Origin of the sequence: Microbacterium sp. Leaf203, from assembly GCF_001421275.1 — a bacterium.
Classification (GTDB): domain Bacteria; phylum Actinomycetota; class Actinomycetes; order Actinomycetales; family Microbacteriaceae; genus Microbacterium; species Microbacterium testaceum_A.
Window position 1 is genome coordinate 617509 of the sequence record NZ_LMKF01000031.1, and the last position, 11823, is coordinate 629331.

The 11823-nt window shown below is 70.4% G+C and carries 12 protein-coding genes; 4 read left to right on the forward strand and 8 right to left on the reverse strand.

All coding sequences use genetic code 11. The features are described 5' to 3' along the window. Positions 1–765 carry an SDR family oxidoreductase gene (locus tag ASE56_RS15725; RefSeq protein ID WP_056231906.1) on the reverse strand — a complete coding sequence of 255 codons (765 nt, stop codon included), beginning with the start codon at positions 763–765 and terminating at the stop codon, positions 1–3. A 142-nt stretch (positions 766–907) separates the two neighbouring features. Here ASE56_RS15725 and ASE56_RS15730 point away from each other — a divergent pair, with 142 nt between their 5' ends. From ASE56_RS15730 to ASE56_RS15745, 4 genes are all read left to right on the forward strand, one after another. Further along, on the forward strand, positions 908–1384 hold the full coding sequence (locus tag ASE56_RS15730; protein ID WP_056231916.1) for an NfeD family protein: 477 nt from the start codon (positions 908–910) through the stop codon (positions 1382–1384). After that, entirely contained in the window at positions 1381–2316 is a 936-nt protein-coding gene (locus tag ASE56_RS15735) for an SPFH domain-containing protein (RefSeq protein WP_056231919.1), read from the forward strand. Before ASE56_RS15730 ends, ASE56_RS15735 begins: the two co-directional genes overlap by 4 nt. Continuing rightward, positions 2316–3113, forward strand: a complete 798-nt coding sequence (locus ASE56_RS15740) for a glycerophosphodiester phosphodiesterase family protein (protein WP_056231922.1) — start codon at positions 2316–2318, stop codon at positions 3111–3113. The genes ASE56_RS15735 and ASE56_RS15740 overlap by 1 nt, the downstream gene beginning before the upstream one ends. A 93-nt stretch (positions 3114–3206) precedes the next feature. Then, entirely contained in the window at positions 3207–3578 is a 372-nt protein-coding gene (locus ASE56_RS15745; RefSeq protein WP_056231926.1) for an RNA polymerase-binding protein RbpA, read from the forward strand. A 15-nt stretch (positions 3579–3593) separates the two neighbouring features. Here ASE56_RS15745 and lnt read toward each other — a convergent pair whose 3' ends face one another. The 7 genes from lnt to ASE56_RS15780 all read right to left on the reverse strand — a co-directional run bounded on the left by lnt (position 3594) and on the right by ASE56_RS15780 (position 11821). Then, the gene (gene lnt, locus ASE56_RS15750) at positions 3594–5162 is read right to left on the reverse strand and encodes an apolipoprotein N-acyltransferase (protein WP_056231929.1); all 1569 of its coding nucleotides are present in this window, start codon (positions 5160–5162) and stop codon (positions 3594–3596) included. A gap of 5 nt (positions 5163–5167) precedes the next feature. After that, positions 5168–7651, reverse strand: a complete 2484-nt coding sequence (locus tag ASE56_RS15755; RefSeq protein ID WP_056231933.1) for an RNA helicase — start codon at positions 7649–7651, stop codon at positions 5168–5170. Beyond that, positions 7648–8409, reverse strand: a complete 762-nt coding sequence (tatC, locus tag ASE56_RS15760; RefSeq protein WP_056231938.1) for a twin-arginine translocase subunit TatC — start codon at positions 8407–8409, stop codon at positions 7648–7650. Before tatC ends, ASE56_RS15755 begins: the two co-directional genes overlap by 4 nt. Positions 8410–8473: 64 nt before the next feature. Beyond that, positions 8474–8725, reverse strand: a complete 252-nt coding sequence (tatA, locus tag ASE56_RS15765) for a Sec-independent protein translocase subunit TatA (protein WP_056231943.1) — start codon at positions 8723–8725, stop codon at positions 8474–8476. 88 nt (positions 8726–8813) lie between these two features. Beyond that, positions 8814–9788 carry a WYL domain-containing protein gene (locus ASE56_RS15770; RefSeq protein WP_056231947.1) on the reverse strand — a complete coding sequence of 325 codons (975 nt, stop codon included), beginning with the start codon at positions 9786–9788 and terminating at the stop codon, positions 8814–8816. Continuing rightward, positions 9785–10777 (reverse strand): YafY family protein, encoded by a 993-nt coding sequence (locus ASE56_RS15775; RefSeq protein WP_056231948.1) that lies wholly within the window; start codon positions 10775–10777, stop codon positions 9785–9787. Before ASE56_RS15775 ends, ASE56_RS15770 begins: the two co-directional genes overlap by 4 nt. Before the next feature lie 96 nt (positions 10778–10873). Next, on the reverse strand, positions 10874–11821 hold the full coding sequence (locus tag ASE56_RS15780; RefSeq protein WP_156371760.1) for an FKBP-type peptidyl-prolyl cis-trans isomerase: 948 nt from the start codon (positions 11819–11821) through the stop codon (positions 10874–10876). Positions 11822–11823 lie beyond the last annotated feature (2 nt).

Here is an 11823-nt window from a genome sequence, read left to right on the forward strand (position 1 = left end):
TCACTCGCCTCCGAACGAACCCGTGTCTCCGACGAGGCGGGTGTTGTCGGCGGGCACCGGGTCGACCGCGGCGCGGGCCACCTCGGCGGCGAACTCCGAGACGTTGTAGAGCTTGCCGGCGTCTTCGCGGCGCGCCGAGATGGCGCCGGGGTTCGCGCGCTCGAGCAGGGTCGCCGTGATGGTGCCCTCGATCATGTCGCCCGAGACGACGGTGAAGCCGATGCCGCGCTCTTCGAGAGCCGGGATCTTCTCGCGCAGGGCGTCTTCGCCGGCGCGCTTCGACAGGGCGACCGGCTCGTACTCGGGCATGGTCGGGGTAGTGCGGATGAAGTGCGCCTGGTGGCTGGTCACGAAGACGACGCGCGCGTCGTCCGTGAGCAGCGGCAGAGCCGTCTCGAGCACGTTGACCTGCGCGTCGCGGTTGAGCAGCAGCGCGTAGTCCTCGGCCATGCCCGACTCCATGCCGCCCGAGGCGTTGAGCACGAGGATGTCCAGACCGCCGAAGGTGCGCTCGACCTCGTCGAACATCGCCTTGACCGATTCGGGGTCGGTGAGGTCGGCGCCGACGACGAGGGCCTCGGCGCCGAGCTCCCGCAGCTGCGTGGCGAGCTTCTCGGCGCGGGGCGCCTTGTTGCGGAAGTTGATGACGACGTTCGCGCCGGCCTCGGCGAAGTAGCGGACGGTGTCGGCGCCGATGCCGCGCGACGAGCCGGTGACGAGGGCGGTCTTGCCGCTCAGAGAGCCGGACGGGAGGGTCTGGGACACGGGAGTTCTCCTGACGATTCGGAATCAGCCCCCAGCCTATCGAGCGGGATGCCGACGCCCCGGGGCGACGGCGCCTGTGCGGAGGATGAGAACCGGCCCCGGTGTCGGTGCCCAGTGCTACGTTCGGGCCAGGAGGCACGAAATGGACGTTCTCTCCATCGTCGAGATGTGGGCCTGGATCGGCTGGATCCTGCTCATCCTCGTCTTCCTCGTGTGCGAGATGCTCACCGGCGAGTTGACGTTCCTGATGGTCGCGGTGGGGAGCCTCGTCGGCCTCGTCTCCGACCTGGTGGGCGCACCGCTCTGGCTGCAAATCATCGTCGCGGCCGTCGCTTCGGTCGCGCTCCTGCTGTTCGTGCGTCCGCCCCTGCTGCAACGACTGCACCGCGACGCCGACCCGCGGCCCTCCAACGTCGAGGCGCTACTGGGTCTCGAGGGCCTCGTCCTGTCGCGGATGTCGGCGTCGGTCCCCGGGCAGGTCAAGCTCTCGAACGGTGACGTGTGGACCGCGCGCGCCGAGACCGACACCCGGATCGACCCCGCCACGCGCATCGAGGTCGTCCGTATCGACGGCGCCACCGCCGTCGTCCGCGCGCGAAGCCAGGAGGCGACATCATGAACGATCTGATCCCCGTCACGATCGGGTGGGTCCTCGCGGCCGTGGTGGTGATCTTCGTCGTCGTGGTGCTGTTCCGCGCGATCCGGATCATCCCGCAGGCCCGCGCCGGAGTGGTCGAGCGACTCGGCCGGTACCACAAGACGCTCAGCCCGGGCCTGAACCTCGTCGTTCCCCTCGTCGACCGAGTGCGGCCCCTGATCGACATGCGCGAGCAGGTCGTCTCGTTCCCCCCGCAGCCGGTCATCACCGAGGACAACCTGGTCGTCTCGATCGACACGGTCGTGTACTTCCAGGTCACCGACGCCCGGGCCGCGACCTACGAGATCGCCAACTACCTCGGCGCCGTCGAGCAACTGACGACCACGACCCTGCGCAACGTCGTGGGCGGCCTCAACCTCGAGCAGGCGCTCACCAGCCGCGACAACATCAACGGTCAGTTGCGCGTCGTCCTCGACGAGGCCACGGGAAAATGGGGCATTCGGGTGGGACGCGTCGAGCTCAAGGCGATCGATCCGCCCCTCTCGATCCAGGACTCGATGGAGAAGCAGATGAGAGCCGAACGCGATCGCCGCGCCGCGATCCTGACCGCCGAGGGGTCCAAGCAGTCGCAGATCCTCGAGGCCGAGGGGCGCCGTCAGGCGGCGATCCTCGAGGCCGAGGGCGACAAGCAGGCGGCAGTCCTGCGCGCGCAGGGTGAGGCCGAGGCGATCCACTCGGTGTTCACGGCGATCCACGAGGGCCGGCCCGACGACAAGCTCCTCGCGTACCAGTATCTTCAGACGCTGCCGAAGATCAGCGACAGCTCGTCGAGCAAGCTGTGGATCATCCCGAGCGAGTTCACCGAGGCGCTGAAGGGCATCTCCGGCGCGTTCGTCTCGCGCTCGGGCGACGACTCCCCCGCCGCGGCGTCCCCGCCGAGCTCGGCTCCGTGATGACGCGGCATCCCTACCTCTCCCCGGACGCCCCGCGTGTGCTCGCCCACCGCGGTCTGGTGACGGCGGATGCCGCCGCGCACGGGGTGGCCGAGAACTCCTTCGCCGCGGTGGCCGAGGCGCACGCCGCCGGAGCCGACTACGTCGAGTCGGACTGCCACCTCACCGCCGACGGCGAGGTCGTGCTGTTCCACGACGACGATCTGCGGCGGGTCGCCGATGATCCGCGGGCCATCGCCGACGTCCGCCTGCACGAGATCGAAGAGCTGATGTCGGAGCGCGGGGGGCTCATCACGCTGGTCCAGGCCCTCGAGTCCTTCCCCGACGTGCGCTTCAACCTCGATGTGAAGGCCGCGGCCGCAGCGGGCGAGGTCGGCCGCCTCGTCGCCCCGCACGCCGAGCGCGTCCTGGTCACGAGCTTCTCCGACGAGCGTCGACGCGATGCCCTCGCCGCCGCGCGGGCCGCGGGGTCGCGGATGCGTCCGGCCACCTCGCCCGGGTCGGCGACGATCGCCCGCCTTCTCGCCGCTCGCGCGCTGCACCGGACCCGCCTGGTCCGTTCTCTCCTGAGCGAGGTCGACGCCCTGCAGATCCCCGAGCGTCAGGGGCCGATCCCCGTGGTCACGCGCGGGTTGCTGCGAGACGCGCACGCCGCCGGTGTCGAGGTGCACGTGTGGACCGTGAACGACGAAGACGACATGTCCCGGCTGCTCGACCTCGGCGTGGACGGCCTCGTCACCGACCGCGCCGACGCGGCCATCGCGCTGGTGAACACACGGGGAACAGCGGCTGTCTGAGCATCCACTGTGAAACTCGTCAGGACGCGCGGAGTTCGAATAAAGCGCACAGGTGCGAACGTTATACATGGGGACCGACGAGAGGACCACAAAATGGCAGACCGCAGTCTCCGCGGCATCCGACTCGGCGCCCAAAGCCTCCAGAGCGAAGACGGCGTCGTGTTCCACGACCGTGCACAACACACCTACTCCTGCAGCACCTGCGGACGCGACACCGTCCTGACCTTCGCTGCCGACGCCGAGGTTCCCGACGCGTGGGAGTGCCGCACCTGCGGTGCCGAGGCGCTTCTTCGCATCGGCGACGGCACGGCGACGGTCGACCACAGCGCCGACAAGGCCGCCCGTACGCACTGGGACATGCTCCTGGAGCGTCGCACCATCCCCGAGCTCGAGGAACTCCTCGAGGAGCGCCTCGCGTTCGTCCGCGCTCGTCGCGGCGCGGGGAACGAGAAGCTCAGCGCCTGACGCTGACCCGCTGATTCAGACGCCGGCCCCTTCGGGGGTCGGCGTCTTCTTCGTGCGTCGCACCCGGATCCCGGCGACCAGGCCGGCGGCGAGGAGAGCGGCGATGCCGCCCCACCCGAGCACGATCTTCACGGCCGGCCCGATCACGACCGCGGGGGTGAGCCCGGTGCGCAGCGGCACGTTGGTGAGCATGTGCCCGGCGGTGTCGGGCGGCAGGGAGTCGAGCGTCGACCCGTCCGGAGCGATCACCTGACTCGTGCCGACGGTCGACAGGTTGACCACCGCGCGGCCCGTCTCGATCGCGCGCATCTGCGCGAACGCGAGCTGCTGAAGGTTCTCGTCGGTGCCCCGGAAGTCCGCGTTGTTCGTCTGGAACATGTAAACCTCGGCGCCTTCGTCGGCGCCGTCCCATACGACGTCGTCGTAGATGACGTCGAAGCAGATCGCCAGGCCCACGCCGATCCCGTTGAGGTCGATCAGCGGAGGGGCGGTTCCGGGGGTGTACTCGCGGCCGATGAGACCGATGAGGTCGGGGGCGAACGGCTCCCAGAAGGACCGGTCGGGAACGTACTCGCCGAAGGGCACGGGATGCCGCTTGTCGTACGTCGTCCCCTCTTGCCCGGCCGCCGTCCACAGCAGCGACGAGTTGAACAGCTCGGAGCCGCGCTCGGTGACGGCCGAGATCAGCAGCGGGGCGTCCATCCGCCGGGAGAGTTCGCCGAGCGCCGCCGCTGTCGCGGGGTTCGAGGTGGGGTCGGAGTCGACGCCGCCCTCGGGCCAGAGCAGCACGTCCATCTTCTGGCCGAACAGCGGGGCGGATGCCGTGAGCTGCGCGTTCAACACCGCGTTGCGCGTGCGCTGGTCGAAGTACCCCGCCGGACCGTTGCCCTGCACCGCGCCCACGCGGATCGAACCCGCGTCGGTGGTGGGGAACGCGGGCAACGCCACCAGTACGACGAGCACCGCCGCCGCGGGGACCGCGCCGGTCACACGACGAAGGCTGCCACCGCGCACGAACTCGACGGCCATCGCGCAGAAGAGCACGACGAGGAACGACAGCCCCGACATGCCCACCCACGACGCCACCTCGGCGAAGGGGCCGTTCACCTGCGAGACGCCGATGCGCCCCCACGGGAAGCCGCCGTAGGGCCACGAGCCGACGATCTGCTCGCGCAGGGTCCACAGCGCCGCGACGAGGGCGGGGAGCAGCAGGAGCCGTCCCACGTGCCTCGGCGCGACGCGTGGCATCCATCGATAGGCCAGGGCGATCGGTGCCGCCAGAACGGCTGTCAGCAACGCCTCGAGGACGAACAGGGCCGCCCACGGAATGGGTCCAAGGTAGCGAGCGGTGAAGAGCAGATTGACCGAGAAGAACGCCACCCCGAAGAGGAACCCGATCAGCACGGCCGACCAGAACCGGCGGCCGATGAGGGTCACCAGGGCCAGGGCGACGGCGGGGAACGCCATCGGCCACCAGGCGAGCGCGGGGAACGCGGTGACGAGCAGCAGCCCCGCCACTACGGCGAGGGGCGCCGCGAAAGCGAGGCGCAACGGAGGAGTCACCGACCCCCGGGGCGTCGTCATCGCGCTCATGCCGACGTGTAGGCCACGATGCCGCGGCGCACCGAGTCGAGCGCCGTCCGCGCGGTCTTGGCGAGCGGCGGTTCGGCGACCAGCGAGATCTGATCGAGCAGGTCGATCGTCTGCTTCGCCCAGCGCACGAAGTCACCCGCGGCCATGTCGGCGAGGGTCAGCACGCTGTCGAGCGGCAGGCCCTTCGCCCACGCGTGCATCGCCGGCGCGAGGCCCGAGGCGGGCGACTCCGAGCCCGGCAGCCGGTGGTCGCGTTCGAGGTCGTCGAGCTCCTGCCACAGAGTCTGCGTGGCGTCGAGGGCCCCGCGGAAGGCACCGCGGGGCAGACCGCGCTCCCCCGGGCCCGCTTCGTCCCGACGCGGTTCGTACACGAGGCAGCAGGCGAGGGCCGCGAGCGAGGGGGCGTCCAGCCCCTCCCACAGACCCTGCCGCAGCGACTCGGCCACGAGCAGGTCGCGTTCGCCGTAGATGCGGCGCATCGTGCGCCCGGCACGTGTCAGCACCGTCGCACCGTCGTCTTCGATGGCGACGTACTCCAGCGCGGCGAGCACCTCGACCACGCGGTCGAACACGCGCGCGACGGTGCCCGTGCGCTGGTCGATCTGGTGGCGGGTCTTGTCGGTGCTGCGCTTGAGCTTCCAGTAGCGCTCCGCCCAGCGGGCGTGGGCCTCGCGATCGGGGCACGACTGGCACGGGTGCCGCTGCATGCGCTTGCGCAACGACTGGATCTGCTGCTGCCGCTCATCGCGCAGACGGCGGGGGGCCGTGGCATCCCGTCGATTGATCTTCTCGAGATCGCTCAGCTCGCGGCGGATCGTGGAGTACTCGCGGAAGTCGCCGCGGTCGCACGTCATCGCCTTCTCGTAGCCGGCGAGCGACTCCTCGGCCTCTTTCACCTGCCGCGCGAGTCCGACGACGGAGCGGTCGGCCTGGAACTGCGCGAACGACGACTCGAGGATCTCGCGGGCGCGTGCCCGACCGAACTGGTCGATGAGGTTCACGGCCATGTTGTACGTGGGCCGGAAGCTCGAGTTCAGCGGATAGGTGCGGCGCGAGGCGAGGGCTGCGACCGACTGCGGGTCGAGGCCCTCGGTGAACTGTACGACCGCGTGGCCTTCGACGTCGATGCCGCGACGGCCGGCGCGACCGGTCAGCTGCGTGTACTCCCCCGACGTGATCGCGACGCGGGCCTCGCCGTTGAACTTCTCGAGCTTTTCGAGCACGACGGTGCGCGCCGGCATGTTGATGCCGAGGGCGAGCGTCTCGGTCGCGAAGACGACCTTGACGAGCTTGCGGCGGAACAGCTCTTCGACGACCTCTTTGAACGCCGGGAGGAGACCCGCGTGGTGCGAAGCCATTCCGCGTTCGAGGTTGTCGCGCCACTCCCAGAAGTGGAGGACGGCGAGGTCTTCGTCCTTGAGGGTGAAGGTCAGCTCGTCAACGATCTGACGGATCTCGACGCGCTCCTCGGCGGAGGTCAGCCGCACGTTCGCGCGGCGCAGCTGCTGCACCGCGGCATCGCACCCGGCCCGGCTGAAGATGAAGAAGATCGCGGGCAGCAGGTGGTTGCGCTGCAGCAGCTCGACGACCTCGGGCCGGTCGATGCGCTCGATGCGCGGGCCCTGCTGGGCGCGCAGCGGCTTGTGACCGCCGCGTCGCTGGTGGGCGTGGCGGGGGCCGCCCGCGTGACGCTGGGAGCGGTACTCCTGCGCGCGCCGGTTGTTCTCGTATCCCCCGGCGTTGCCGCCGCGGATGCGCAGCAGCTCCTGATTGACCTGCGCGGTGGCAACTCCGGCCCGGTCGTCGAACAACGGCAACAGGTCCCCGCGCACGAGCACGTGCTGCTCGAGGGGAACCGGGCGGGTCTCCGACACGATCACCTCGGTGTCGCCGCGCACGGTGTCGAGCCAGTCGCCGAACTCCTCGGCGTTCGACACGGTCGCCGACAGCGAGACGAGCTTCACCGACGGCGGAAGGTGGATGATCACTTCTTCCCACACCGCGCCGCGGAAGCGGTCGGCGAGGTAATGCACCTCGTCCATCACGACGAATCGCAGACCGCGCAGGGCCGGCGAGTCGGCGTACAGCATGTTGCGCAGCACCTCGGTGGTCATCACGACGATGCGCGCCGAGGCGTTGATGTTCGTGTCGCCCGTCAGCAGGCCGACCTCGTCGTCGCCGTACACCTCTTGCAGCTCGTGGAACTTCTGATTCGACAGCGCCTTGATGGGCGTGGTGTAGAACGCCTTGTCGCCGGGCTCGAGCATGGCGAGGTGGATCGCGAACTCGCCGACGATCGTCTTTCCGGCACCGGTGGGCGCGGCCACCAGCACGCTGCGGCCGTCCTCGAGGGCGTGGCATCCCGCGATCTGAAAGTCGTCGAGCTCGAAACGCTGCATCTCGGCGAAGTCCGCCGTGTGCGGGTGCGTGGAGCGGGCGGCGGCGCGAGCGAAGCGCTCGGCCGGACTCGGTGAACTCACGCGGTGGGCCCCGACGGCATCTCGGCCGCGGCGAGGCGACGGGCCTTTCGCCGGTCGAACAGCATCGAGACCCCGGCCGCCGCGAAGAACAGCACGGTGAGGATGCCGGCGAGCATCAGCATGCTGATGATGTCGGCCGCGGGGGTGGCCAGGGCCGAGAACAGGGTGGCGATGAGGATCGCCACGCGCCAGCCCTTGAGGATCGCCTTGCCGCTCATGATGCCCGCCACGTTGAGCGCGACGAGGAACACCGGCAGCACGAACGCGACGCCGACCACGATCATCAGCTTGAAGACGAAGTCGTAGTAGTCGACCGCGTTGTAGAAGTTGACGCCACCCTCGGGCGTGAAGCCCCACATCAGCTCGATCACGTGCGGGACGATCAGCAGGCCCACCCAGCAGCCCACGAAGAAGAGCGGGACGGCGGATGCCACGAACCCGACCGTGTAACGGATCTCTTTGCGCGTGAGCCCGGGCATGATGAACGCCCAGATCTGCCACAGCCACACCGGTGCCGAGAGGAAGATGCCGATCGAGAACGCGATGCGCATGCGCAGGTCGAACGCCGAGGTCACCGAGGTGAAGTTCAGCGCCGAGAAGTCGTCTCCGCGCCGCTCCGCGATGACGCGGATGGGCTCGGTGATGAGGTGGATGATCGGGTCGGTGATGATGAACGCGATCACCATGCCCACCACGAGGGCGAGCGCCGCGATCATGAGCCGCTTGCGCAGCTCGACCAGGTGCGCCCCGATCGACATGCGCTTGTCGCGCCGCGGCCCCTCGGGCACGTCGATACGCGGCGGTCCTGCCGTCGCCACGGGTTTAGACGGTGGGGTCGGTCGACCTGCGCGGCTCGGGAGCGACGGTCGGCGTGGTGCCGATGTCGGTGGCGCGCGGGGCTTCGGATGCGGCAGCGACCTCGTCGTCGCGCTTCATCTCCTTCATCTCACTCTTGAAGACTCGTGCCGACTGTCCCATGCTCTTGGCGAGCGCGGGGAGCTTGGCGGCACCGAAAAGAAGAAGGATGACAGCCAGAACGATGAGCAGGTGCCATCCGGTCAAACCCTGGAACATGAGGACTCCTCGTCTCGTTCGTGCGGTGTCTCAGTCTAACCCGGGCGCTCGTCGTGCGCTCCGACGCGCGGGAACCCGGCGGGAACGGTCAGGATTCGTGCGCGTACTGCGCGAGACCCGCGGCCGCCCACGCGGCGGCGGCCCGGCGGGCTCCCGCGGGTTCCACGAGCTCGACCTCTCCCCCGCGGCGCGCCGCCAGGCGCTTGAGACTCTGCTCGTCGGCGAGCCGGAGGGATGCCACGGCCCGGCCGTCGTCGGCGTCGTCGATCTCGGCGCGCTCGAGGTAGTCGGCCAGCAGGGGCGCCACCTCTCTGGGGAAGCGGAAGCGCGCGACGACCTCGTCGTCCGCCGGGGCGAACAGCTCGGGCACGGGGTCGGCGCCGTGCGCGGCCGGGATGTCGGTGACGCGGGCGTCGCCGACGCGGTCGAGGTGGAAGGTGCGCACGGCCTGGCGCAGGTGATCCCAGCCCTGCAGGTACCACTGCCCGTTCGCGATGTGGACCTTGATGGGGTCGACCGTCCGGCTGATCGGCTCGGCCCCGGGGGCGCGGTAGGTGAACGTGACCGCGACGCGCGAGCGCAGGGCCTCGTCGACCACGTCCCGGACGCCGTCGACCGGCCCGGGGGCGACGATCACCGCGGCGGGCGCGGTCGATGCGCCCCGCGCGAGCTTCGAGAGGAGCCCGGTGACGAGCTCGCTGTCGCCGAAGCCGGGAAGGCTGCGGGCCAACTGCAGCCCGGCCAGAAGAGCGGCCGCCTCCCGCGCGGTCAGGCGCGGGGAGCGCTCGAGCCCCACGGTGTTCGTGATGGCGATGACGTCGTCGCGGTCGAGCAGGTCCCAGTCGATGTCGAAGAGGTCGTGCGGGAGCTGCCAGTAGCCCTGCTCGCCGGGAAGGCCGATCACCGTGAGACGCTCGACCATCGCGCGCATCTGATCGGGGGCGACCTCGAACTCCGCGGCGGCCTCGGCCACCGACACCTCGCCCTTGCCGAGCAGGTACGGCACGAGTTGGAGCAGGAGCGCCGCGCGATCCAGTGCGGCGACGGGGCGATCGGTGCTCACTCGGCACCCCCGTGCAGGGCGAGGGTGGCCTCGAGCCGTCGGATGACCTCGGCGCGCAGGTCGGCGGGTTCGACCACCCGCACCTCGGGGCCGTACGAGGCGAGCTCGTCGGCGAAGACGTGGAGGTCGACGTAGGGCACGCGGATGCCCTGGGGCGCCTGTTCGGCGCGGCGGTCCAGGCGCAGGGCCGCCTCGGTGCCGGGGTGCACCTCGAGGAGGGCGCGCTGGCGTGCGGCGACGGCGCGCAGGCCCTCGAGGGCCCGTTCCCCGGCTCCTTCCCGCAGTTCTGCGGGAAAACCCTTGCGCGTGAGCGTCACCTCGCCGACGATCCGCGAGAGCAGGAACGTGCGGTCGGCGTCGACGTTCAGGTCGTAGCCGTAGACGTGCCACCGCGCCTCGTACTCGACGAGCGCGAGGGGCTGCACGCGGCGTTCGCGCGGTCGCGCTTCGCCGGGGCGCAGGTAGGTGAAGGTCACGACGCGGCACTGCTCGATCGCCCTCTGGAGCGCGGCGAACGACGCATCGCGGACGCGGATGCGCGGGGCGTAGCCGATGATCGGCTCGTCGACGGCGATGCCGAGTGCGCGGATCTTGCGCAGACCGCTGCGCGCGTCGGCGGAGAGGGACTCGCTCCCCCACACGCCGCCCGCGATGTTCAGCAGCGCCACCTCGGCGGGGCTGAAGGTGATGTCCTCGGGCAGCGCGTACTCGGCGGTCGGCACGCGATAGCGCGCCTCGCGGAGGTCGTCGGGGTCCGCGCGATTGCCGATCGTCTCGATCGGGACACCGAGGCCGCGCAGGCTCTCTTTGTCGCGCTCGAACATCTTCTCGAGCGCGTCCTTCGACGCACCCGCCTCGAGCTGCTCCCGGTAGCCCGCGACGGACGACAGGATCGTGTCCTTCGTCAGCCCCTGCTCGGTCGCCATGAGGGCGACGACGAGGTTCACCAGACGCTCCTCGGGAGCGCTGCGGGACACGGTGGCGGGCACCCGCCCATCCTAGGCGCCGAGCGACCGGCCGGAACGGCACCGGGCGCCACGCGACCCCCGCGAGCCCGCTCCGCGCGGACCGATCGGGGATGCCGATCAGCCGACGGTGCCGAGGACGTCGATGACGTAGACCAGTGCGGAGTTCGCGGGAGCCTTGAGCACCTGCTGATCCTGGGCGGTCTGGTCGGCGGGGACGACGATCAGCAACTGCGATCCGACCGTCGCGCCCTCGAGGGCCGAGGCGATCGCCGGCGGGAGCTGCGACACGGTCGCCTGGCCGGGCGCGCCGTTCTTCCAGGTCGAGGCGAAGGTGGTCGTGGCACCCCACGCGACGCCCTGGACGTGGATGACGACCGAGGAGTCGCCGGTCAGCACCTCGCCGTCGCCCTTCTTGATGGTCTGCGAACGCTGCTGCGTGGGAGCGTCGCCGGCGGGCATGACCACACCGGGCGTGCCGTCCGGGGCGCGGACGACCGAGGGCATGCCCGAGTCCGCGTTGTACTGGTCGGCACCGTCGGCCGCGGGGAGGAAGACCTTGCGCACGTCGAAGACGAAGACCGCTCCGTCGCCCTCGTTCACGCCGAGCGCCTGAGCGCCCTGGGCGCCGAGGTCGGAACCGGGGATGGCGACCGCGACACGCGAGCCCTCGGCCACGCAGTGCAGCAGCGGCGCGACGGCGGGGATGGCCTGCGTCAGGCGGGGCAGCGGCGTCGCCGACTTCACGTCGGACCCGTACGTGGTCGCCACGAGCTGCGAGCCGGTGGCGGCGTCGAGCACCGTCACGTCGACGAGCGAGAGCTGGTCATCGCTCGTGATGCGCTGCCCGTCGCCCTCGATGAGGGTCTGGGTCCCGGCCGCCTCGGGCACGAAAGGAGAACGCACCGAGACCGTGGGGGCGGTACCGAAATCACCGCTGGCGTCGACCACCGAGGCGATCGCACTGTCGGTGGGCGTCGGGCACGACGAGGCGGCGGATGCCGAGCACCCGACGAGGCCGAATCCGGCCAGGGCGGTCACGGCAACGAGAGCGGGGAGTCTACGCACCG

Coding starts and splice junctions, on each gene's coding strand:
- ASE56_RS15730 (WP_056231916.1), top strand. CDS start 908: ATGGACGTTCTCTCCATCGTCGAGATGTGGGCCTGGATCGGCTGGATC.
- ASE56_RS15735 (WP_056231919.1), top strand. CDS start 1,381: ATGAACGATCTGATCCCCGTCACGATCGGGTGGGTCCTCGCGGCCGTG.
- ASE56_RS15740 (WP_056231922.1), top strand. CDS start 2,316: ATGACGCGGCATCCCTACCTCTCCCCGGACGCCCCGCGTGTGCTCGCC.
- ASE56_RS15745 (WP_056231926.1), top strand. CDS start 3,207: ATGGCAGACCGCAGTCTCCGCGGCATCCGACTCGGCGCCCAAAGCCTC.
- lnt (WP_056231929.1), bottom strand. CDS start 5,162: ATGACGACGCCCCGGGGGTCGGTGACTCCTCCGTTGCGCCTCGCTTTC.
- tatC (WP_056231938.1), bottom strand. CDS start 8,409: ATGTCGATCGGGGCGCACCTGGTCGAGCTGCGCAAGCGGCTCATGATC.
- tatA (WP_056231943.1), bottom strand. CDS start 8,725: ATGTTCCAGGGTTTGACCGGATGGCACCTGCTCATCGTTCTGGCTGTC.